The 21,859-nt window shown below is 61.0% G+C and carries 17 protein-coding genes; 7 read left to right on the top strand and 10 right to left on the bottom strand.

Going from position 1 to position 21,859, the window contains the following annotated elements:
* Window positions 1-2: 2 nt before the first annotated feature.
* The 3 genes from EHO01S_RS10660 to glpT all read right to left on the bottom strand — a co-directional run bounded on the left by EHO01S_RS10660 (window position 3) and on the right by glpT (window position 3,348).
* Window positions 3-614 carry a glutathione S-transferase gene (locus EHO01S_RS10660; RefSeq protein WP_024523931.1) on the bottom strand — a complete coding sequence of 204 codons (612 nt, stop codon included), beginning with the start codon at window positions 612-614 and terminating at the stop codon, window positions 3-5.
* Between the two features lie 192 nt (window positions 615-806).
* Window positions 807-1,880 (bottom strand): glycerophosphodiester phosphodiesterase, encoded by a 1,074-nt coding sequence (glpQ, locus tag EHO01S_RS10655; protein ID WP_024523930.1) that lies wholly within the window; start codon window positions 1,878-1,880, stop codon window positions 807-809.
* A 112-nt stretch (window positions 1,881-1,992) separates the two neighbouring features.
* A complete protein-coding gene (gene glpT / locus EHO01S_RS10650) occupies window positions 1,993-3,348 on the bottom strand; it encodes a glycerol-3-phosphate transporter (protein WP_024523929.1) in 1,356 nt (451 codons plus the stop codon).
* Window positions 3,349-3,779: 431 nt separating this feature from the next.
* On the opposite strand from glpT, the gene glpA reads away from it, so the two are divergent.
* From glpA to EHO01S_RS10630, 4 genes are all read left to right on the top strand, one after another.
* Window positions 3,780-5,429 carry an anaerobic glycerol-3-phosphate dehydrogenase subunit A gene (gene glpA / locus EHO01S_RS10645; RefSeq protein ID WP_024523928.1) on the top strand — a complete coding sequence of 550 codons (1,650 nt, stop codon included), beginning with the start codon at window positions 3,780-3,782 and terminating at the stop codon, window positions 5,427-5,429.
* The gene (gene glpB / locus EHO01S_RS10640) at window positions 5,419-6,684 is read left to right on the top strand and encodes a glycerol-3-phosphate dehydrogenase subunit GlpB (RefSeq protein WP_024523927.1); all 1,266 of its coding nucleotides are present in this window, start codon (window positions 5,419-5,421) and stop codon (window positions 6,682-6,684) included. The genes glpA and glpB overlap by 11 nt, the downstream gene beginning before the upstream one ends.
* Entirely contained in the window at window positions 6,681-7,880 is a 1,200-nt protein-coding gene (gene glpC / locus EHO01S_RS10635) for an anaerobic glycerol-3-phosphate dehydrogenase subunit GlpC (protein ID WP_024523926.1), read from the top strand. Before glpB ends, glpC begins: the two co-directional genes overlap by 4 nt.
* Before the next feature lie 189 nt (window positions 7,881-8,069).
* On the top strand, window positions 8,070-8,558 hold the full coding sequence (locus EHO01S_RS10630) for a NanQ anomerase/TabA/YiaL family protein (RefSeq protein WP_024523925.1): 489 nt from the start codon (window positions 8,070-8,072) through the stop codon (window positions 8,556-8,558).
* A 51-nt stretch (window positions 8,559-8,609) separates the two neighbouring features.
* Here the strand turns inward: EHO01S_RS10630 and argF are convergent, their stop codons facing one another.
* The gene (argF, locus tag EHO01S_RS10625) at window positions 8,610-9,614 is read right to left on the bottom strand and encodes an ornithine carbamoyltransferase (RefSeq protein ID WP_024523924.1); all 1,005 of its coding nucleotides are present in this window, start codon (window positions 9,612-9,614) and stop codon (window positions 8,610-8,612) included.
* A 172-nt stretch (window positions 9,615-9,786) separates the two neighbouring features.
* On the opposite strand from argF, the gene rraB reads away from it, so the two are divergent.
* Complete coding sequence (gene rraB / locus EHO01S_RS10620) at window positions 9,787-10,218, top strand: ribonuclease E inhibitor RraB (RefSeq protein WP_024523923.1); 432 nt, start codon at window positions 9,787-9,789, stop codon at window positions 10,216-10,218.
* A gap of 73 nt (window positions 10,219-10,291) precedes the next feature.
* Here rraB and EHO01S_RS10615 read toward each other — a convergent pair whose 3' ends face one another.
* The 6 genes from EHO01S_RS10615 to pepA form a co-directional block, all read right to left on the bottom strand.
* Window positions 10,292-10,795, bottom strand: coding sequence for a GNAT family N-acetyltransferase (locus EHO01S_RS10615; protein ID WP_035370493.1), 504 nt, complete (start codon window positions 10,793-10,795; stop codon window positions 10,292-10,294).
* A gap of 95 nt (window positions 10,796-10,890) precedes the next feature.
* Window positions 10,891-12,207, bottom strand: a complete 1,317-nt coding sequence (locus EHO01S_RS10610) for an ABC transporter ATP-binding protein (RefSeq protein WP_024523921.1) — start codon at window positions 12,205-12,207, stop codon at window positions 10,891-10,893.
* Window positions 12,208-12,228: 21 nt separating this feature from the next.
* Window positions 12,229-13,965, bottom strand: a complete 1,737-nt coding sequence (locus EHO01S_RS10605) for an ABC transporter permease (RefSeq protein ID WP_024523920.1) — start codon at window positions 13,963-13,965, stop codon at window positions 12,229-12,231.
* A gap of 223 nt (window positions 13,966-14,188) precedes the next feature.
* Window positions 14,189-17,044, bottom strand: a complete 2,856-nt coding sequence (locus EHO01S_RS10600; protein ID WP_024523919.1) for a valine--tRNA ligase — start codon at window positions 17,042-17,044, stop codon at window positions 14,189-14,191.
* A gap of 24 nt (window positions 17,045-17,068) precedes the next feature.
* Window positions 17,069-17,518 carry a DNA polymerase III subunit chi gene (locus tag EHO01S_RS10595; RefSeq protein ID WP_024523918.1) on the bottom strand — a complete coding sequence of 150 codons (450 nt, stop codon included), beginning with the start codon at window positions 17,516-17,518 and terminating at the stop codon, window positions 17,069-17,071.
* Window positions 17,519-17,674: 156 nt separating this feature from the next.
* On the bottom strand, window positions 17,675-19,186 hold the full coding sequence (gene pepA, locus EHO01S_RS10590) for a leucyl aminopeptidase (protein WP_024523917.1): 1,512 nt from the start codon (window positions 19,184-19,186) through the stop codon (window positions 17,675-17,677).
* A 449-nt stretch (window positions 19,187-19,635) separates the two neighbouring features.
* On the opposite strand from pepA, the gene lptF reads away from it, so the two are divergent.
* Window positions 19,636-20,736, top strand: a complete 1,101-nt coding sequence (gene lptF, locus EHO01S_RS10585; RefSeq protein ID WP_024523916.1) for an LPS export ABC transporter permease LptF — start codon at window positions 19,636-19,638, stop codon at window positions 20,734-20,736.
* Complete coding sequence (gene lptG, locus EHO01S_RS10580; RefSeq protein WP_024523915.1) at window positions 20,736-21,806, top strand: LPS export ABC transporter permease LptG; 1,071 nt, start codon at window positions 20,736-20,738, stop codon at window positions 21,804-21,806. The genes lptF and lptG overlap by 1 nt, the downstream gene beginning before the upstream one ends.
* Window positions 21,807-21,859: the final 53 nt, after the last annotated feature.

Genomic DNA, 21,859 nt, shown 5'->3' with positions numbered 1-21,859 from the left:
CCTTAGTCGGCAGGCGGCGCGGTACGCAGGAAGCTGTCGCGTTGGAACAGACGTTCCGCCAGGCAGACCAAGGCCGGGCGCCCGACACACCAGTTGGGGTAGACGCGGCGGAAGTTGAGGTAACTCAGGCAGCAGCCAGTGGCGATATCCGCCAAGTTAAGCGCCGATCCGTTCAGCCAGCGTCGTGCGGTGACCTGGCGCTCCAGCGCATCTAATCCACGCTGGATCTTGGCGCGTTGGCGTTGCAACTCTGCGCTATCCTGGCGTTCAACGGGGCGGCGTAGCTCGCGGACGATGCTGACGGCAGCATCGCAGACACCATCGGCCAGCGCCTCGACCTGGCGCACACGCAGCGCCTCGGCGCGATCGCACGGTAGGAAGCGCGGTGCCGCCGTTAACTGGTCAACATACTCGGCCACCAAGGGGGAGTCGAAGAATATCTCGCCGTCATCGGCGATCAGCGCCGGGACTTTGCCCAGCGGGTTGACGGCGAGGACACGTGCATCATCGAGATACGGATTGTCGCTGACGAATTCGAAGGTGAGCTGCTTTTCCAACAGCAGGACGACGATTTTACGCACAAAGGGACTGGTATAGCTGCCGATCAGTTTCATGCGGGCCTCCGGTTAGCGGGCGGCGCACGCGGGGGCGTGCGCCGTAGTGCTCCAGTATGGCAGAGTTTTCCGCACGGTGACTGTGCTCTCGCTGGCGAGAATCGACTCGCACTGTCGGCTCCGAGCCGGAGGTCGCCGCGGCAACGCGGCGTTAGGGCGCGAGGCCGGCGCGCGCCCTCCCTCTGTTGCGGCTTACTGGTGCTGTCCCTGCTTCTGTAGGAATTGCACCCCCTTGTCCGGGAAGTCGGTAAAGACCCCATCGACGCCCGCCTGGTTGTAGATCACCTCATACAGTTGGTCGACGTTGCTCACGTAGTCCGGCAGCTTATCGGCGCGGATGGTGTAGGGGTGGACCGCCATCTTATTGGCGTGGGCCTCCTTTACCATCTCCGTCAGCTTGATGTTCCCCTTACGCGAGTCGGCACTGACCAGCATGTGGTAGTCCGGCCCGATGCCATCGGCATACTGGGCGATCTGTTTCATCGCGCCCGGCTTAAACATCCAGTCGTAGCTGTAGTTGACCCAGGTGCCGTCCGGCTTCTTCTCTTGGGTTTCGTTCCAGTCGGTGTAGGCGATCAGCTGGACCAGTTTGAGGTTTTGCCCGTTCTTCGGCATCAGCTCATGCTTGATACGCTTGAGTTCGTTGGCATCGAAGCATTGCAGGTAGACGTTGTCATCCTTCGTGGTATAGCCATACTTTTTCAGGACCTGTAACACCTTGGCGGAGATATCCTTCCCCTCTTGCTGGTGGAACCAAGGGGCCTTGATCTCCGGATAGATACCGATGTTCTTGCCGGTCGAGTGGTTCAACCCCTGGATGAATTCGATTTCTTCCTCAAAGGTGTGTACGCGGAAGTCGGATTTGCCCATCGGGAAGCGGCCCGGGTAACTCTGTACCTTCTTGCCGTTTTCGATATCGAACCCTTCGGTGAATTTGAGCGATTTGATCTCATCCAGGGTGAAATCGATGGCGTAGTAGCGGCCATCCTGACGCGCTCGGTTGGGGAAGCGTTCGGCGACGTCGGTTACCCGATCCAGATAGTGGTCATGCAACACCACCAACTGATCGTCCTTGGTCATCACCAGATCCTGTTCTAGAAAATCAGCGCCTTGGGCGTAGGCCATCGCCTTGGCCGGCAGGGTGTGCTCCGGCAAATAACCGCTGGCACCACGGTGAGCGATGACCACCTTCTCGCTCGCGGCATAGGCACTCATTGCCAGGCTGCCACCGAGCAGGAGACCGGCTACTATTGCATTAATTTTCATAGCATTATCCTTATTTCTGCTGTGGTTTTGGCGACAAAAAAGGCTGCGCCTCGCATGCGCGGCACAGCCCTAGGTTAATCAGGACGGCGCGTACGGCGCCGCCGTTGCAGGGTTAGGCTTTCTTGTCTGCTTGCTCGCGCAGATGGTGTTTGTGTTCGTTGATCATCACCACCAGCAGCAGGATGACGGCCAGGATGCTGCCGCCGATCATTACCATGAAGCCGCCGTTCCAGCCGAAGAAGTCGACGGTGTAGCCGACGATGGCGCTGGCGGCTACGGAGCCACCTAGGTAACCGAACAGGCCGGTGAAGCCCGCCGCGGTACCGGCCGCTTTCTTCGGTGCCAACTCCAGGGCATGCAGACCGATCAGCATCACTGGACCGTAGATCAGGAAGCCGATGATGATCATGCAGGCCATGTCGACGTTGGGGTTGCCCGCCGGGTTGAGCCAGTACACGATGGTGGCGATGGTGACCAGGGTCATAAAGAACACCCCGGTGGCGCCACGGTTGCCGCGGAAGACCTTGTCGGACATCCAGCCACAGATCAGGGTACCGGGGATGCCGGCGTACTCATACAGGAAGTAAGCCCAGGAGGATTTATCCAGCGCAAAGTGCTTCACTTCTTTCAGGTAGGTCGGCGACCAGTCCAGAATGCCGTAACGCAGCAGATAGACGAACACGTTGGCGATGGCGATATACCACAGCAGCTTGTTGGGGAAGACATACTGCATGAAGATTTGCTTGGCGGTCAGCTCTTGCTCGGCCTTGGCGGAGTAATCGTCCGGGTAGTCGTTCTTATACTCCTCGATCGGCGGTAAGCCGCAGGATTGCGGGGTATCGCGCATCATGGCGAAGGCGAACAGGGCAACCAGGATGGCGGCGAAGGCGGGCATATAGAGAGCGGCATGCCAGTCGTTGAACCAGGCCATCCCCAGCAGGAATAGCAGCGGCGGCAGGCCACCGCCCACGTTATGGGCGCAGTTCCACACCGACACGATACCGCCGCGCTCTTTCTGCGACCACCAGTGCACCATGGTGCGGCCACACGGCGGCCATCCCATGCCTTGGAACCAACCGCACAGGAACAGCAGCACGAACATCACCATGATGCTGGAGGTGGCCCACGGAATGAAACCCATCACCAACATCACCACTGCCGCCAGGATCAGACCGGCTGGCAGGAAGACGCGCGGGTTGGAGCGGTCGGAGACCGAGCCCATGATAAACTTAGAGAAACCGTAGGCGATAGAGATGCCGGAGAGGGCAAAACCGAGATCGCCACGCGAAAAGCCCTGCTCGACCAGGTAGGGCATCGCCAGGGTAAAGTTTTTGCGTACCAAGTAGTAAGCGGCGTAGCCAAAGAAGATCCCCATAAAAATCTGCCAGCGCAGACGGCGATAGGTCGGATCTATCTGCGCGTCCGGCAACCGCGGCCTATGCGCCGCGGGCTTAAACATGCTTAACATAACTCTCTCCGATGACGGTTATTTATCGTTAGTCTGGTCCTAAAGCCGTTTCCCCAGTGAAATCGGTTAAGGCACTCGCTCATGGGTAAAAAAAAACAAGATATGCGCGTCTAGCGGCAAATTATGCCGCCAGAAGTCATTTTGTTTTCATTTTCGAGCGCAGGATAGGCAATTACGAACAATCAGACTGTGAGAGAGCCCTCATATTGTTACACTTTTATGAAATTGAGCGACAAATTAACCAATGGAGTAAAAAAATAAGGTTATTTGTATGACTTAAACATTTTGCCATGGTGATATTGATCACATTGATGAGCTTTTGTGGTCTTATTATTTTCGTTTTATGCGCGTATTTGCTCCTTATCAAACATTTCTCACCCGTAATATGGCCTACTAGCATCATTACTACTCATTTGGCTTGGGAGCCACTCATGTTACAGAGCCCCGCATCACAGGAAACTGACGTCGTCATTATTGGCGGTGGCGCCACAGGCGCCGGCATCGCCCGTGACTGCGCGCGCCGCGGCCTGCGTTGCATTCTGCTGGAGCGCCACGACATCGCCACTGGCGCGACCGGCCGTAACCATGGTTTGCTGCACAGCGGCGCCCGCTATGCGGTGACCGACGGAGAGTCCGCGCGCGAATGTATTGAAGAGAACCGTATTCTCAAGCGCATCGCCCGCCATTGCGTCGAGCGTACCGACGGGCTGTTTATCACCCTGCCGGAAGACGATCTGGCCTATCAGCCGCGCTTTATTGAGGCCTGCCGCGCCGCGGGTATCGAGGCTGAAGCCATCGATCCGGCCGAGGCGTTGCGCCTGGAGCCTGCCGCCAACCCGAATCTGCTAGGCGCGGTGCGCGTGCCGGACGGCACCGTCGATCCTTTCCGCCTGACGGCGGCCAATATGCTGGATGCGCGTGAACATGGCGGCCAGGCGCTGACCTATCACGAGGTGTGCGGCCTGCTGCGCCAGGGCGATCGGGTAACCGGTGTGCGCGTTCTCGACCATAAGTCGGGCCAGCGCTACGACATACACGCCCAGATCGTGGTGAACGCCGCCGGGATCTGGGGGCAGCACATCGCCGAGTACGCCGATCTGCGCATCAAGATGTTTCCGGCCAAGGGGGCGCTGTTGATCCTCGGCCACCGCATCAACAACATGGTGATCAACCGTTGCCGTAAGCCGGCGGATGCCGACATCTTGGTGCCAGGTGATACGATCTCGCTGATCGGCACCACCTCGACCCATATCGACTACGATCAGATCGACAATATGATCGTCACCCCGCAAGAGGTTGATGTCCTGATCCGTGAAGGCGAAAAGTTGGCGCCGAAGCTGGCGGCAACCCGCATTCTACGTGCCTATGCCGGGGTGCGGCCGTTGGTGGCCAGCGACGATGATCCCAGCGGCCGTAACGTCAGCCGCGGCATCGTACTGCTCGATCACGCCGCGCGCGATGGGATGGAGGGGTTCATCACCATCACCGGCGGTAAGCTGATGACCTACCGGCTGATGGCCGAGTGGGCCACGGATAAAGTGTGTGAGAAGCTGGGCGTCAGTACGCCCTGTACCACGGCCAGCGAGCCATTGCCCGGCTCCGAGCACTCTGCCGAGGAGACGCTACGCAAAGTGATCTCCTTGCCCGCCCCAATCCGCGGTTCGGCGGTGTATCGCCACGGTGATCGCGCCGATCGCCTGCTGAACGGCGATCGCCTCAACAGTAGCCTGGTGTGCGAGTGCGAGGCGGTGACCGCCGGTGAGGTGCGCTATGCGGTGGATTCGCTGACGGTGAATAACCTGGTGGATCTGCGCCGTCGTACCCGCGTGGGAATGGGCACCTGTCAGGGTGAGCTGTGCGCTTGCCGCGCCGCCGGTCTGCTGAATCGCTTTAAGGTCACTACACCGCAACAATCCATCGCGCAGCTCTCCCACTTCCTGAACGAGCGTTGGAAGGGGATCCGCCCGATCGCTTGGGGCGATGCCTTGCGCGAAAGCGAATTTACCAGTTGGGTGTATCAAGGATTATGCGGTATGGACGCCGAGCCGCCGCAGCGTGGGGAGAATGACGATGAAATTTGATACGGTGATGATCGGCGGCGGTCTGGCCGGTTTGGTGTGCGGCATCCGTCTGGCGGAGGCCGGACAGCGTTGTGCCATCGTCAGCGCCGGCCAGAGTGCGCTGCACTTCTCCTCAGGCTCCTTCGATCTGTTGTCGCGCCTGCCGGATGGCACGGCGGTCAGCGAGCCGTGCGCGGCGATCGACGAGCTGCAACGCCAGGCGCCCCAGCATCCTTATAGCCTGTTGGGGCGTGAGCAATTTTCCCGTTATGCGCGGGAGGCGGAGCGTCTGCTGGAGCGAAGCGGGCTGGCGCTGGTCGGCGATCATCGGCGCAACCATCTGCGCGTAACCCCGCTGGGGACCCGTCGTCTGACTTGGCTCAGCCCCAACGAGGTACCGGTCAGCGATATGGACGCCGCGCTGCCCTGGCAGCGCATCTTGGTGGCGGGCATCGAGGGTTTCCTCGACTTTCAGCCACAATTGGTGGCGGGCTCGTTGCAAGAGCAAGGGGTGCAGTGTGAGGTAGTGGAGCTGACGCTACCGGCGTTGGATCGCTTGCGCGCTAACCCGAGTGAATTCCGGGCGGTTAACATCGCCCGAGTGCTCGACGTGGCGGAGAATCGCCGCCTGCTGGCCGAGGAGCTAAATCGTCATGCGGCGCAGGTCGACGCCATTTTCCTGCCGGCCTGCATCGGGGTCGATTGTGACGATGCCTTGGCGCAGTTGCGCGCGGCGGTCTCACGCCCGTTGATGTTGTTGCCGACCCTGCCGCCTTCGGTGTTGGGGATCCATATTCATCAGCAGCTGCGCCGCCGTTTCCAGGCGTTGGGTGGGCTGATCATGCCGGGCGACACGGTGGTGCGTGCCGCGTGTGAGGCTGGGCGCGTGACGCGTCTGTATAGCCGTAACCATGGTGATATTCCCTTGCGTGCGCGCAATGTGGTGTTGGCCAGCGGCAGCTTCTTCAGCAACGGGCTACGCGCCGACTTTACCGGCGTGCGCGAGCCGGTGTTTGGCCTGGAGGTGAGCGCGGCGGCCGAGCGGGGCGCGTGGTGCCAAGCGTCGATGTTCGCCCCGCAACCCTATCTCCAGTTTGGCGTGCGTGCCGATGCTCGCCAGCGTGCCAGCATCGATGGCACCCCCCTGGATAACCTGTATGCCGCCGGCGCTGTGCTGGGCGGTTACGATCCGATCTATCAGGGCTGCGGCGCCGGGGTTTCCCTGCTCACCGCCCTGCACGCCGCGCAACAGATCTTGGCGGAGGAGGCACCATGAGTCTGCCTGCTGACAACAGCTTTGAACAATGCATCAAATGCACCGTGTGCACCACCTACTGCCCGGTGGCCAAGGTGAACCCGGCCTACCCCGGCCCGAAACAGGCCGGCCCGGATGGCGAACGGCTGCGGCTGAAAGATCCGCAGTTGTACGATGAGGCGCTGAAATATTGCACCAACTGTAAGCGTTGCGAGGTGGCTTGCCCGTCCGACGTGAAGATCGGCGATATCATCCTGCGCGCCAAGACCCAGTACGGTAATCACAAGCCGACGCTGCGCGACGCCATCCTCAGCCATACCGATCTGATGGGGACGCTGTCGACGCCGTTCGCGCCGTTAATCAATGCCACCACCGGTCTGAAACCGGTGCGTCAACTGCTGGATAAGGCATTGAAGATCGACCACCGCCGCGAGCTACCGAAGTATTCGCACGGCACTTTCCGCAGTTGGATGCGCAAGCAGGCTGGCGAGCAGGCGCGTTTCGCGGAGCAGGTAGCGTTTTTCCACGGTTGCTACGTCAACTACAACCATCCGCAGTTGGGTAAGGATTTGGTGCGGGTGTTTAACGCCATGGACATCGGGGTACAACTGCTGTCGCGCGAGAAGTGCTGCGGGGTGCCGCTGGTGGCTAACGGTTTCATCGAGCAGGCCAAGAAGCAGGCGCGGGTAAACGCCGATTCCCTGAACGAGGCGGTGCTGGGTAAAGGGATCCCGGTGGTGGCGACCTCGTCGAGCTGTACCTTTATGTTGCGTGACGAGTATCCGCACGTGTTGGATATCGATACCACGCCGGTGCGTGATCGGGTAGAGCTGGCGACCCGCTATCTCTATCGCCTGCTCGATGCCGGCCGCACGCTGCCGTTGAAGCCGTTGAAGCTGAAGATTGCCTACCATACGCCGTGTCATATGGAGCGCATGGGGTGGGCGCCCTATACATTGGCGTTGTTGCAGATGATCCCCGGCGTCGAGCTGATCATCCTCGACTCCCAGTGTTGCGGCATCGCCGGTACTTATGGTTTCAAGAAGGAGAACTACGAGACCGCCCAAGGCATCGGTGCCGGACTGTTCCGCCAGATCGAAGCCAGCGGGGTGGATCTGGTGGTCACCGACTGTGAAACCTGCAAATGGCAGATCGAGATGTCGACCAGCAAGCGCTGCGAACACCCGATCACCCTGCTGGCGCAAGCCCTGGCGTAAGGCGTACTACGTGATTTTCCCCTAACTTGTCATGATAATTTTTGAGTGAGTGTCCCTGTTTGGTCTCGGCGGTTGCCGAGACCTTTTTTCTTTCTGCCCCGCGGCGATAAATGTGGCGGGCGGCGCAGTTAGCGCGCCCACTTCCGGCTAGAATAAAACAGGGTTTTATAAACAAAGGAATGAAAAATCATGTTGACGGGGAATGTGCACTACCTGGCCCAGATGCCCTATCTGCCGGTGGCGATCCGCCAGGCGATCGAGTATGTGATGGCCAACTTCAGCGCGGCGACGCCAGCAGGACGCTACGAGATCGACGCTCAGCGCCAGTTTGTGTTGATCGCCCACGACGAAACCGCCGCCGCCGAGACACGCCGCGCCGAATACCACGCCCGCTATCTGGATGTGCAGATCGTGTTGGAGGGGCAAGAGGGGATGGGCTTTAGCAACCTGACGCCGGGGGTCCCCGGCGAGGATCGGTTGGCGGATAAGGACATCGCCTTCCTGCCGCTGGGCGCCGGTGGCTTACAGGAGAAGTTTCTGACCTTGCAACCGGGTGACTTTGTGGTGTTTTATCCGGGCGAGGTACATAAGCCGTTGTGTGCGCTGGGGGCCCCCGCGCCGGTGTGCAAGGCGGTGATCAAGCTGGATGCGTGCGCGCTCGGCCTGCTGGCCGACTAAGGGCGAGAGGGCGGTACGGCCATGCAGGCCGCGGCCGCCCCGAGAGCGGCGTCAGGCACCGGCCAGGGTCGCCACCATCACCGCTTTGATGGTATGCAGACGGTTTTCCGCCTGATCGAAGACGATGCTGTGCGGCGATTCGAACACCTCATCGGTCACTTCAATGCCACCGTGCAGCCCATACTGTTCGGCCATCTGTTTCCCCACGCCGGTCATCTCGTCATGGAAGGCGGGTAGGCAGTGCAAGAATTTCACCTGGGGATTGCCGCTCAGCTGTAGCGTTTGCCTGTTGACCTGATAGGGCAGCAATTGGGCGATACGCTCTTGCCAGGCTGACTTCGCTTCCCCCATCGAGACCCAGACATCGGTATACAGGAAGTCCACGCCCTGCACGCCTTCGGCGACCTCCTCCGTCAGGATCAGCTTGGCACCAGTCTGCTCTGCCAGCGCTTGGCACTGAGCCACCAGCGCCGCCTCCGGCCAGAAGGCGCGCGGGGCCACCAGACGCAGCTCCATGCCCATCAGTGCCGCGCCCTCCAGCAACGAATTACCCATGTTGTTACGCGCATCGCCGAGGTAGGCCAGCTTGATGGCCGATAGCGGCTTGGCGCAGTGTTCGCGCATGGTAAGCAAGTCCGCCAGGATCTGCGTAGGGTGGAATTCATCCGTCAGCCCGTTCCACACCGGTACCCCGGCGTACTGCGCCAGCGTCTCCACCACCGTCTGACCGAAGCCACGGTACTGGATGGCGTCATACATTCGTCCCAGCACGCGCGCACTGTCCTTGATCGACTCCTTGTGGCCTATCTGGCTACCGCTCGGGCCGAGATAGGTGACGTGGGCCCCCTGATCGTAGGCGGCGACCTCAAAGGCGCAGCGGGTGCGGGTGGAGTCCTTCTCGAAGATCAGGGCGATATTTTTCCCGGTCAGGCGCGCGACCTCCTCCCCCTGTCGCTTGGCCTGTTTTAGCTCGGCGGCAAGATTGATTAGGTATGCAATCTGTTGCGGGGTGAAATCCAGTAAGCGTAGGAAGTGCTGTTGATTAAGCTGATCCATATGACCCATCTCCGTTGTGGGATACGATGCTGTGATGAATTTATATTCACATTATGTGTATTAAAATTCAAATTCAACCCTTGAGTCGGAAATATTGTTTTTTCTTGAGTGGTGAGCCGTCGCTGCCTGTGGGAGAATGCGCGCAAGGCTTAGCGAGTGAGGAATCAGTGAAATGGCAAACCGAGAGCTGCTAGAAGAACAGCGTGAAGAAACCCGCATGATTATCGAGGAGTTGTTGGATGACGGCAGCGATCCGGATGCGCTGTACACCATCGAACACCACCTGTCGGCGGAGCGCTTTGAGGCGTTAGAGCAGGCCGCCGTCGAGGCGTTCAAGCTGGGTTACGAGGTGACCGACGCCGAGGAGTTGGAGGTCGAAGAGGGCCTCTTGCTGATGTGTTGTGACGTGATCAGTGAGGTGGGCTTAAATGCCGACACCATCGACGCCCAGGTCGAGCAATTGGTCGCATTGGCGGAGAAGCACGGCGTCAGCTACGACGGCTGGGGGACCTACTTTGAGGATCCAGACGGCGAAGAGGGTGACGACGAGGGCGAGTATGACGAGGACGAGGTCGATCAAGACGACGACGGCCGTCGCCATTAAGATCGACGCCGCACGAAATCGTCCTGACGGGAGCCAATGGGCTCCCGTTTTTTTTGCCGCGGGTTCGCCGGGATTAGAGGGGACGCAACATGCGCACCTCGCAGTCGACGTGGCGCGTGGCACCCAGCGCCTGGTCGATGCGCTCAAAGCCGAGACGGCGGTATAACGCGATGGCGGCGTGCAGGGTGGCGGTGGTCTCCAGATAGCAATGGGTAAACCCCTGCTCACGGGCGAAGTCCAACGCCTGTAACGCCAGCCGCCGCGCGACGCCCCGGCCGCGCAGTGCCGGCAGAAAATACATCTTTTGTAGCTCACACAGGTGCGCCTCCGCGCCCTCCAGTGGGGCGATGCCGCCGCCGCCCGCCACCTCACCGTTGAGTTCGACTACCCAATAGGCGCTGCGCGCGGCCGCGTAGCTTTGCGCCAGGCGATCCAGATTAGGATCGGAGACGGTGAAGCCCTTGTCGGCGCTGAGGCCGCATTCGGCGGAGACGTGCCGGATCACCGCGGCGATCGCGGCGTTATCGACCTGGGTCAAGGGACGGATGAGAATATCGGCGCTGTGTGGCTCGGTCATGGGACGGTCCATGTGCAAGTAGGCGGATTAGGGAATGGTTTAAATAGCACCCTAACCCGCCTGAATGCAAGTACCCGCCGCACCACCGAGGGTGATTAGAACTCCACATCCTCCAGGCTGAAGGTCTCGGTCTGATCGTTATAGGAGAAGATCTCGGCGTAGCGTCCCCAGTTGATCACGGTATCCAGCGTCTCACGCGCGGCTTGGTCGGAGAGGGCATCCTCCAGTTCCTGCTCGAAGCGTACTCGTGGGGCCCGGTGGCCTGGACGCTCGTCGAGCACGCTCTTGATCAGCATCGCCAGGGGGACATGACGCAGCAGGTGTTCGGCGAACAGCGCCTTGCGCGGCTGGGTATCCATGGCGGCGAACTGCTCGCCGGCCGGGGTGAGAGTGATGTCGCCCTGTTGTACGTTGGCGAAGTCCAGGTGTTGCAACACCTCGGCGACGGGAAACAGCCGGTCGACCTCCATGTGGAGCGCCAGTGCCAGATCCGGCATGTCGGCCCGCCCATGGTAAGGCGCGGCGGAGAGGCTTTCCAGCAACCCGGCGATCAGGTTGGTGGAGACGTGCGGCAACCAGGAGCCGAGACGCAGCTCGTGGCGCAGGGTGTTGTCGCTATTACGCGTCGTCATCTGGGCGTAGACCTGGTCCACCAGATGGCGGAAGGCCGGATCGAGGCGGTTACGCGGGTGGCGGAAAGGGACGGCGATCTCGGCGATGATCTTACCGGGATGGGAGGAGAGCAGCAGGATGCGATCGCACATGAACACCGCCTCCTCGATGTTGTGGGTGACGATCAGCATCGACTTGATGGGCAGTTTACCCTCGCTCCACAGATCGAGCAGATCGGTACGCAGGGTTTCGGCGGTCAGCACATCGAGCGCCGAAAACGGCTCATCCATCAACAGCAGGGTAGGATCGACCACCAAGGCGCGGGCAAAGCCGACGCGTTGGCGCATGCCGCCAGAGAGTTCACGCGGGTAGGCGTTCTCGAAGCCATCCAAGCCGATCAGATCGATGGCCGCCAGTGCGCGGGTACGGCGCTCGGCGGCGGGCATCCCCTGAGCCTCCAACCCGGCCTCCACATTCTGTAGGACCGTCAGCCAGGGAAACAGGGCGAAGGTCTGGAATACCATCGCCACCCCGTCGGCCGGGCCTTGGAGCGGGGCGCCGAGGTACTCGACTTCGCCGGCGCTGGGGGCGATCAGGCCGGAGATGATGCGTAGTAGCGTGGACTTACCGGAGCCGGAGCGGCCGAGTAGGGCGACGATCTCGCCCGAGTGCAGGGTCAGGCTCACCCCCTGGAGGATGGTTTGCCGGCCATGCGCCTGCTCGTAGCCGTGATCGACGGCGCGCACGGCCAAGATCGGCGGCGGGACGGCGGGCGGGAGCGAAAGGCGAGCGTCGGTCATGATGATCCTCCTCGAATGGGGTTAGTGGGCGCGGAAACGTGTTTCGGCATAGGCGTACAGCGGGCGCCACACCAGGCGGTTAAACAGGGTGACGAACAGCGCCATCATGGCGATCCCCAGGATGATGTGGGGGAAGTTGCCGCTGGCGGTGTTCTCGGCGATGTAGGCGCCCAGGCCATGGGCGATCAGCCGGGTGTCGCCCCACTGCACATATTCGGCCACGATGCTGGCGTTCCAGGCACCCCCGGCGGCGGTGATCGCCCCGGTGACGTAGTAGGGGAAGACGGCAGGCAGCATGATTTGGCGCCACCATTGCCAGCCGCGGATGTGGAAGTTGGCGGCGGCTTCGCGGTAATCGTTGGGGAAGCTCATGGTACCGGCCACCACGTTAAATAGGATGTACCACTGGGTACCTAGCACGATCAGCGGCGACAGCCAGATATCGGGATCGAGCTGGAAGTGGACGATGGCGATGACGAACACCGGGAACAGCAGGTTGGCGGGGAAGGCGGCCAGGAACTGGGCCAATGGTTGGATCTTCCCGGCCAGGGCCGGACGCAGGCCGATCAGTACCCCGAGCGGCACCCAGATGAGCGAGGAGAGCAGGATCAGCAGACTGACGCGCAGTAGGGTGATCAAGCCCAACAGGAACACATGGCCCACCTCATGCAGCGAGACCCCGCTCTGCACATAGCGCCCGACCCGTACGCTAAGATAGAGGGTCAGCAGCAGGATCGCCATGCTCCACAGGCGGTCGAGGTTGCGCCCGATGCGGCTAGGCCGGCGTGATGCCTGCGCCGGGCGACGGCGCGGGCAACGTAGCGGCAGGCGCGCCAGCCAGCCCAGCGAGCGGCCCAAGGGGGCGAACAGACGGTGGAACAGGCGGGTACGGCGCAGCAGGTTAAACAACCAGGAGGTCGGCGGATTAGCCGTTCGGGTGGTCTCCATGCGGAACTTATCTGCCCAGGCGACCAGCGGGCGAAACAGCAGCTGATCATAGGCCAAGATCACCGCTACCATGGTCAGCAGTACCCAACCGACGGCGTGCAGGTCACGCTGTAGGATCGCCTCAGCCAGATAGGCGCCGATCCCCGGTAGGACGAAGTGGGTATGGCCGACGGTAATCGCCTCCGAGGCGACGATAAAGAACCAGCCGCCGGACATCGACATCATCATGTTCCAGATCAATCCCGGCATGGCAAAGGGCACATCCAGCTTCCAGAAGCGTTGCCAGCCGGTAACGTGCAAGCCACGCGCCACCTCGTCGAGATCGCGCGGCACGGTGCGCAGGGACTGGTAGAAGCTGAAGGTCATGTTCCACGCCTGGCTGGTGAAGATGGCGAAGATGGCCGCCAACTCGACCCCCAGCACCCGCCCCGGAAACAGGGCGACGAAGAAGGTAACGGTGAAGGAGATGTAGCCGAGTACCGGCACCGATTGCAGGATATCCAGCATCGGTACCAACACCTTGGCGGCGCGCCGGCTCTTGGCCGCCAGGGTGCCGTAAATCAGGGTGAACAGCAGCGAGGCCAGCATGGCCACCAGCATGCGCAGGGTGGTACGCAAGGCATAGTCCGGCAGGGCGGCGGGAGCCAGGGAGATGCTCTGTTTCTCCAGACTGGCCAGGGGTTGCAGCGCCTGATGGAAGCCGATGGCCATCATGGCGATCAGGCTGATGATCAGCGGAAAGGCGACGACATCCCAGCGGTTGGGATGCAGGCTCAGGGGTTCGCGGGATTCGGATCGGCGGCTATCCATCGGGCTCCTCGCACTCGGCGACGCCGTGTGCGGCGTGGCCACGCGGGGGAGAGGCCGAGCGTTAGCTGTCTCTTCTCCGCAGAAAATAGATCATGACAGTGTGCAGAGTATAGCCGCTGCGACGCGGCTGGCCGAGCGTTGGCGCAGAAAGGTTAGGCGTTAAGCGTACAGGAAACACAACGGGGGCCGTCAGGCCCCCGTTGTGTTTAGCACGTGTGATGGTTTACAGCGCGGCGATCACCGCCTGCTGTTCGATCAGCTTGGCTTTCGCCTCGGCATAGCTGGTCAGCTTCTCGCGCTCCTTGGCGACCACCGCCTCCGGGGCGCGCGCCACGAAGCCTTCGTTGGACAGTTTGGCTTCGATGCGGGCGATCTCGCCGTCGATCTTGGCCACTTCCTTGCCCAGACGATCCAGCTCGGCAGCCTTATCGACCAGGCCGGCCATCGGGATCAACAGCTCGGCACCGTCCACCAGCTTGGTGACGGAGACCGGGCCCTTGTCGCCGGCAGAGAGTAGGGTGATGCTCTGTAGGCGGGCCAGCGACTGAATGAAGCTGCTGTTTTGCGCCACGCGACGCTGTGCGTTGCTATCGGCGTCACGCAGCAGCAGCTCCAGCGGCTTGCTCGGGGCGATGTTCATCTCGGCGCGGATGTTACGCACCGCGATGATGGTCTGCTTGATCCACTCCAGATCGGCCAACGCCTGGGCATCGTCCTGCGCCGCGTCGTACTGCGGATAGGGTTGCAGCATGATGGTGTCGGCGTCGATGCCGGCCAGCAACTTGACGCGTTGCCAGATGGTCTCGGTGATGAATGGAATGATCGGGTGCGCCAGGCGTAGCAGCCCTTCCAGCACGGTCACCAGGGTATGGCGGGTACCGCGCAGTTCGGCCTCGCTACCGCCGTTGATCACCGGCTTCGCCAGCTCCAAATACCAGTCACAGAATTGGTTCCAGGTGAACTCGTACAGGATATTGGCGGCGATGTCGAAGCGATAGCTATCCAGCGCCTCACGCATGGCTTTCACCGTGCGGTTAAACTCCGCCAGGATCCAGCGATCGGCCAGCGAGTAGAGCTTCTCGCCATCGTTAAAGCCGCAGTCGTGACCTTCGGTGTTCATCAGCACGAAACGGCTGGCATTCCATAGCTTGTTACAGAAGTTACGGTAGCCTTCCAGGCGCTTCATGTCCCAGTTGATGTCGCGGCCGGTGGAGGCCAGCGCCGACAGGGTAAAGCGCAGGGCGTCGGTGCCGTGCGGCTCGATGCCGTCGGGGAATTGCTTTTCGGTACGCTTGGCGATCTTCTCTGCCAATTGCGGCTGCATCATGTTGCCGGTGCGCTTCTCCAGCAGCGCCGGCAGGCTGATGCCGTCGATCATATCCAGCGGATCGATGACGTTGCCCTTGGACTTGGACATCTTCTGCCCTTCGTCGTCGCGGATCAGACCGGTGATATACACGGTCTTGAACGGCACCTGCGGCTTGCCGTCTTCATCTTTGATAAAGTGCATGGTCATCATGATCATGCGCGCGATCCAGAAGAAGATGATGTCGAAGCCGCTGGTCAGCACGTTGGTCGGGTGGAAGGTCTTCAGCGCCTCGGTGTTCTCCGGCCAGCCCAGGGTAGAGAAGGTCCATAGGGCAGAGGAGAACCAGGTGTCCAGCACATCGTCGTCCTGGGTCAGTGTCACCTCGTCGGCCAGGTTGTGCTCGCGGCGCACCTCTTCTTCGCTGCGACCGACATAGACACGTCCTTCGGCGTCGTACCAGGCCGGGATACGGTGACCCCACCACAGCTGACGGGAGATACACCAATCCTGGATGTCGCGCATCCAAGAGAAGTACATGTTCTCATACTGCTTCGGCACGAACTGAATGTCGCCGTTCTCGACCGCTTCGATGGCTGGCTTGGCCAACGGGGCGGCACGCACGTACCACTGGTCGGTCAGCATCGGTTCGATGACCACGCCGCCGCGGTCGCCGTAAGGCACCGTCAGATCATGCGCCTTGATTTCGACCAGCAGACCGGCCTCGTCACAGGCCTTGACGATGGCCTTACGGGCGGCGAAACGCTCCATACCGCGGAATTGAGCCGGCAGTTCGCTGCTGTAGACATCGCATTCGACGCCGTTGGTGTCCAGCACCTGCGCCTGATCACGAATGTTGGCATCGAAGGTGAGGATGTTGATCATCGGCAGCTGGTGGCGTCGACCCACCTCGTAGTCGTTGAAGTCGTGTGCCGGGGTGATCTTCACGCAGCCGGTGCCTTTCTCCATGTCGGCGTGTTCGTCGCCGACGATCGGGATGCGGCGGTTGACCAGCGGGACGATGACGAACTTACCGATCAGATCTTTGTAGCGCGGATCTTCCGGGTTGACCGCCACACCGGTATCCCCCAGCAGGGTCTCCGGACGGGTGGTGGCGACCACCAGGTGATCCTGGCCGTCAGCGGTCTTGGCGCCGTCGGCCAGCGGGTAGCGCAGGTGCCACATAGAGCCCTTGGTTTCACGGTTTTCCACTTCCAGATCGGAGATGGCGGTACGCAGTTTCGGGTCCCAGTTGACCAGGCGCTTGCCGCGGTAGATCAGATCTTCCTGATACAGACGGACGAAGACTTCCTTCACCGCGTTGGACAGGCCATCGTCCATGGTGAAGCGTTCGCGCTCCCAGTCGACGGAGTTGCCCAGGCGGCGCATCTGGCGGGTGATGGTGCCGCCAGATTCGGCCTTCCACTGCCAAATCTTGTCGATGAAGGCGTCGCGGCCATAGTCGTGGCGGGTCTTGCCCTCTTCGGCCGCAATCTTACGCTCAACCACCATCTGGGTGGCGATACCGGCATGGTCGGTGCCGACCTGCCACAGGGTGTTTTTACCCTGCATGCGCTGGTAGCGGATCATGGTGTCCATGATGGTCTGCTGGAACGCGTGGCCCATATGCAGGCTACCGGTCACGTTCGGCGGCGGGATCATGATGCAGAAGCTTTCTTTGCTGGTGTCGCCGTTCGGCTTAAAGTAGCCCTGCTGTTCCCAGTGCGCGTACAGCGGCTGTTCGATGTCTTGCGGGTTGTATGTTTTTTCCATTCTTCGTCTGTTTCGTCTGATCGGTCAGTGAGTTGGCGGCGTTGCCGTGGTCAAGTGAAAGCCGACGCTGCGATAGGCTTTATAGCGTTCGCGCGCCAACTGCTTTAATGCGTCTTCGTAAGGCACGAAGTCTATCACTTCATGGAAAGCGGTGGCAAAATCCGCGAAGGTCGGCAACAGGCTGATCAACAGCTCGCGCGGCGCGCTGCTGCGCTTGCCCGGCCAGGCGAGCTCCACCGGTGCGCCGAAGCGCGGCCCTTCGCCGGCCAGATTATGCGGCACGAACTGTTGCGGATCGCGCGCCCACAGCGCCTCGTCTAGGCGTTCGGCCTGTTCTTGACTGGCGCAGGCCAACAGCACGCGCTTACCGGCGCGCCAGTGTTGGCACGCCAGATCGCAGGCCAGCGTTTCCACATCGTCCGGCGCATCCGCCGCTTGCGGTTGCTCCAGCAAATAAAAGGTTGCCTGTTTCATCGGGAGTCGGATCTATCCTGCTAGGTGATTGCCGCGCCGTCGGGATAGGCGACACGGCATGGCCGCCCGAGTGTGGGACGGCCCGTCCTTACTATTCTACAGCAAGGGCGGGAATATTCATGCTCCCCCTCCGGTGCGGGAGAGGGAGCGGCGGGATCACTCTTCGCCGTTCAGCCCCGCGCGGTTGAGCAGGAACTGGGAGAGCAGTGCCACCGGACGGCCCGTCGCGCCCTTGGCCTTGCCGGAGCGCCAGGCGGTGCCGGCGATGTCCAGGTGCGCCCAGTTATATTTGCGGGTAAAACGCGCCAGGAAGCAGGCGGCGGTGATCGCCCCGCCCGGACGGCCGCCGATGTTGGCCATGTCGGCGAAGTTGGAGTCCAACTGTTCCTGATACTCATCCCCCAGCGGCAGACGCCAGGCGCGATCGCCCGCCTGTTCGCCGGCGCTCAGTAGCTCGGAGGCCAATGGGTTGTGGTTGGCCATCAGGCCGGTCAGGTGGTGGCCCAGGGCGATGACGCAGGCCCCGGTCAGGGTGGCGACGTCCACCACCAGTTCCGGTTCGAAACGCTCGACATAGCTCAGCACGTCGCACAGCACCAGACGACCTTCGGCGTCGGTGTTGAGCACCTCGACGGTCTGGCCGGACATGGTGGTGAGGATGTCACCCGGACGGTAGGCGCGCCCGCCCGGCATGTTTTCACAGCCGGCCAGCACCCCGACGATGTTGAGCGGCAGTTGCAGCTCGGCGGCCATGCGCATCACGCCATACACCGACGCCGCGCCGCACATGTCGTACTTCATCTCGTCCATGCCTTCCCCCGGCTTGAGCGAAATGCCGCCGGCGTCGAAGGTCAGCCCTTTACCTACCAGCACGATCGGGCGAGCGTCCGGGTTCGGGTTGCCCTTGTATTCGATCACCGACATCAGCGATTCGTTCTGCGAGCCTTGGCCGACGGCCAGGTAGGCATTCATGCCCAGCTCTTTCATCTGCTGCTCGCCGATCACCCGTGTGGCGACGGAGCCCGCGTAGCTGTCGGCCAACTGACGTGCCTGCGATGCCAGGTAACCCGCATTACAGATGTTAGGCGGCATGTTGCCGAGATCCTTGGCGGCCTTCACCCCGGCGGCGATGGCCAGCCCGTGTTGAATGGCGCGCTCGCCGCTGGTCAGTTCGCGCCGGGTCGGCACGTTGAACACCATCTTGCGCAGCGGACGGCGCGGCTCGACCTTGTTGCTCTTCAATTGATCGAAGGTATACAGGGTCTCTTTGGCGGTCTCGACGGCTTGACGCACCTTCCAGTAGGTGTTGCGCCCCTTGACGTGCAGCTCGGTGAGGAAGCACACCGCCTCCATCGAGCCGGTGTCGTTGAGGGTATTGATGGTCTTTTGGATCACCTGCTTATACTGGCGCTCATCCAGTTCACGCTCTTTGCCACAGCCGATCAGCAGGATGCGCTCAGAGAGCACGTTGGGTACATGATGCAGCAACAGCGTCTGCCCCACCTTACCCTCCAGCTCGCCGCGGCGCAGCAGGGCGCTAATGTAACCATCACTGATCTTGTCGAGCTGTTCGGCAATCGGGGACAGGCGGCGAGGTTCGAATACGCCGACGACGATGCAGGCGCTACGCTGCTTTTCCGGGCTACCGCTCTTTACACTGAACTCCATGCACTCTCCTGAATCTTAAAGACAGCGGCCAGAGGGGCGGATAAACTATACTCAAATACGTTACGGCCCCTTGCCGTTGAACTGACTAGAAACAATTATTGCCACCCGTTTTCGGCTGCCTAACGGTAAAATCGTGCCGGCAAAGTTATGACCCGGCCCTCGTTGCGGCTTTTGCTGTTTTTTCGCACGGGCGGCAGTTAAATTTGTCGTTTTCGTGACTAACGATTACGGTACAATCGGTTTGCAGTACAATCAGTTTACCTGACAAGCGGTTGGCGTTTTGGGATCTGGTCACGGTCCCGGCGAGCTGTTTTACGCCACCCAGGCAGCCCAGGCTGTAATCGTGCTACCCATTGTTGCCGCGGCCATGATCATCATAAAAATGGCGCGTTAGCGTAGAAATTATCTATTTTCCTGCAAAAATACAAGTTTTCACAGGCGTAATAAGCGTGATCATCATTAGATATCTAGTACGGGAAACCTTTAAGAGCCAGGTCGCCATCCTGTTTATTCTGCTCTTGATCTTTTTTTGCCAAAAGATGGTGCGGATTTTAGGGGCGGTGGTGAACGGCGATATCCCGACCAACCTGGTGTTCTCCCTGCTTGGCTTGGGGATACCGGAGATGGCCCAGCTCATCTTGCCGCTTAGCCTCTTTTTAGGGCTGCTGATGACCCTTGGCCGGTTGTATACGGAAAGCGAGATCACGGTGATGCACGCCTGTGGGTTGAGTAAGGCGGTGCTGATCAAGGCGGCGATGGTGCTGGCCTTCTTCACCGGGGTGCTGGCGCTGGCCAACGCCTTCTGGCTCAGCCCGTGGTCCTCACTGCATTCCGATGAGGTGATGGCGGAGGCCAAGGCCAACCCCGGCCTGGCGTCGCTGGCCGAAGGGCAATTCCAACCCTCACAAGACGGCAACTATGTGCTGTTCGTCGGTAACGTGAAGGATAAGAAGTTCCACGATGTCTTCCTGGCACAGCTGCGGCCGAGCGGCTCGCAACGCCCCTCGGTGGTAGTGGCGGACAGCGGCCATCTGGTGGAGATGAAAGACGGTGGGCAGAAGGTGGTGCTGGATAGCGGAACGCGCTACGAGGGCACCGCCATGCTGCGCGACTTCCGCATCACCGACTTCGTCGACTACTCCGCCATCATCGGCCACAAGTCGACGATGCTGGATCCGACCAATGCCGATCAGGCGAGTATGTCCGCGTTGTGGCATTCCGATGAACCGAGCTTCCGCGCCGAGTTCCACTGGCGCTTGACGCTGGTGTTCTCGGTGGTGGTGATGGCGTTGATGGTGGTACCGCTCAGCGTGGTCAACCCGCGTCAGGGGCGGGTATTGTCGATGTTGCCGGCGATGCTGCTCTACCTGATCTTCTTCCTGTTGCAGAGCTCGCTGCGCTCCAACGGCGGCAAGGGTAAGCTGGACCCGATGATCTGGATGTGGGCGGTGAACGGCTGCTATCTGTTGTTGGCGCTGGCGCTGAACCTGTGGGATACCGTGCCGATGCGCCGCATTCGTGCGCGCCTGAGCGGAAAAGGAGTGGCCTGATGTTTGGCGTTCTCGATCGTTATATTGGCCGCACCATCTTCAACACCATCATGATGACCCTGTTCATGCTGGTGTCGCTGTCCGGCATCATCAAGTTTGTCGATCAGTTGCGTAAGGTGGGCCAGGGGGATTACTCCGTGGCGGGCGCCGGGCTGTTCACCCTGTTGAGCATTCCTAAAGATATCGAAATCTTCTTCCCGATGGCGGCGCTGCTCGGCGCGCTGCTCGGCCTGGGGATGCTGGCGCAGCGCAGCGAATTGGTGGTGATGCAGGCCGCCGGCTTTACCCGCATGCAGGTGGCATCGGCGGTGATGAAGACCGCCATTCCGCTGGTGCTGCTGACCATGGCCATCGGCGAGTGGGTGGCGCCGCAGGGCGACCAGGCGGCGCGCAATTACCGCGCCCAGCAGATGTACGGCGGCTCGCTGCTGTCGACCCAGGGCGGCCTGTGGGCTAAAGATGGTAACCAGTTTATCTATATCTCGCAGGTGGTGAACGACCGCACCCTGGCCGGGGTGAGTATTTACACACTCAACGACCAGCGTAAGCTGACCTCGCTGCGTTACGCGGCGGCGGCCACCTTCGACGGTAAGCAGTGGAAGCTGACTCAGGTGGAGGAGTCCAACCTGACAAACCCTGAGCAGATCACCGGCTCGCGTACCCTGAGCGGGGTGTGGAAAACCAACCTGACGCCGGATAAGTTGGGGGTGGTGGCGGTCAGCCCCGACTCGCTCTCCATCAGCGGCCTGTATCACTACGTGAAGTACCTGCAACAGAGCGGCCAGGAGTCCAACCGCTACCAGCTCAACCTGTGGAGCAAGATCTTCGCCCCGCTCTCCGTGGCGGTGATGATGCTGATGGCGCTGTCGTTTATCTTCGGCCCGCTGCGCAGTGTGCCGATGGGGGTACGGGTGTTGACCGGCATTTGCTTCGGCTTCGTCTTCTACGTGCTGGATCAGATCTTCGGCCCGATGAGCCTGGTGTACAACGTGCCGCCGGTGATCGGCGCGGTACTGCCCAGCGCGCTGTTCCTGGCGATCAGTATCTACCTGCTGCTGCGCCGCAGCTAACGGCGTGGGGATAGGGGAAAGGATATGCGGGGCGCCTGAGGGCGCCCCGCTGG

Source organism: Edwardsiella hoshinae NBRC 105699 = ATCC 33379, assembly GCF_000474215.1.
Lineage (GTDB): Bacteria > Pseudomonadota > Gammaproteobacteria > Enterobacterales > Enterobacteriaceae > Edwardsiella > Edwardsiella hoshinae.
This window is presented reverse-complemented; position numbering and strand designations above follow the sequence as displayed.

Coding starts and splice junctions, on each gene's coding strand:
- EHO01S_RS10660 (WP_024523931.1), bottom strand. CDS start 614: ATGAAACTGATCGGCAGCTATACCAGTCCCTTTGTGCGTAAAATCGTC.
- glpQ (WP_024523930.1), bottom strand. CDS start 1,880: ATGAAAATTAATGCAATAGTAGCCGGTCTCCTGCTCGGTGGCAGCCTG.
- glpT (WP_024523929.1), bottom strand. CDS start 3,348: ATGTTAAGCATGTTTAAGCCCGCGGCGCATAGGCCGCGGTTGCCGGAC.
- glpA (WP_024523928.1), top strand. CDS start 3,780: ATGTTACAGAGCCCCGCATCACAGGAAACTGACGTCGTCATTATTGGC.
- glpB (WP_024523927.1), top strand. CDS start 5,419: ATGAAATTTGATACGGTGATGATCGGCGGCGGTCTGGCCGGTTTGGTG.
- glpC (WP_024523926.1), top strand. CDS start 6,681: ATGAGTCTGCCTGCTGACAACAGCTTTGAACAATGCATCAAATGCACC.
- EHO01S_RS10630 (WP_024523925.1), top strand. CDS start 8,070: ATGTTGACGGGGAATGTGCACTACCTGGCCCAGATGCCCTATCTGCCG.
- argF (WP_024523924.1), bottom strand. CDS start 9,614: ATGGATCAGCTTAATCAACAGCACTTCCTACGCTTACTGGATTTCACC.
- rraB (WP_024523923.1), top strand. CDS start 9,787: ATGGCAAACCGAGAGCTGCTAGAAGAACAGCGTGAAGAAACCCGCATG.
- EHO01S_RS10615 (WP_035370493.1), bottom strand. CDS start 10,795: ATGACCGAGCCACACAGCGCCGATATTCTCATCCGTCCCTTGACCCAG.
- EHO01S_RS10610 (WP_024523921.1), bottom strand. CDS start 12,207: ATGACCGACGCTCGCCTTTCGCTCCCGCCCGCCGTCCCGCCGCCGATC.
- EHO01S_RS10605 (WP_024523920.1), bottom strand. CDS start 13,965: ATGGATAGCCGCCGATCCGAATCCCGCGAACCCCTGAGCCTGCATCCC.
- EHO01S_RS10600 (WP_024523919.1), bottom strand. CDS start 17,044: ATGGAAAAAACATACAACCCGCAAGACATCGAACAGCCGCTGTACGCG.
- EHO01S_RS10595 (WP_024523918.1), bottom strand. CDS start 17,518: ATGAAACAGGCAACCTTTTATTTGCTGGAGCAACCGCAAGCGGCGGAT.
- pepA (WP_024523917.1), bottom strand. CDS start 19,186: ATGGAGTTCAGTGTAAAGAGCGGTAGCCCGGAAAAGCAGCGTAGCGCC.
- lptG (WP_024523915.1), top strand. CDS start 20,736: ATGTTTGGCGTTCTCGATCGTTATATTGGCCGCACCATCTTCAACACC.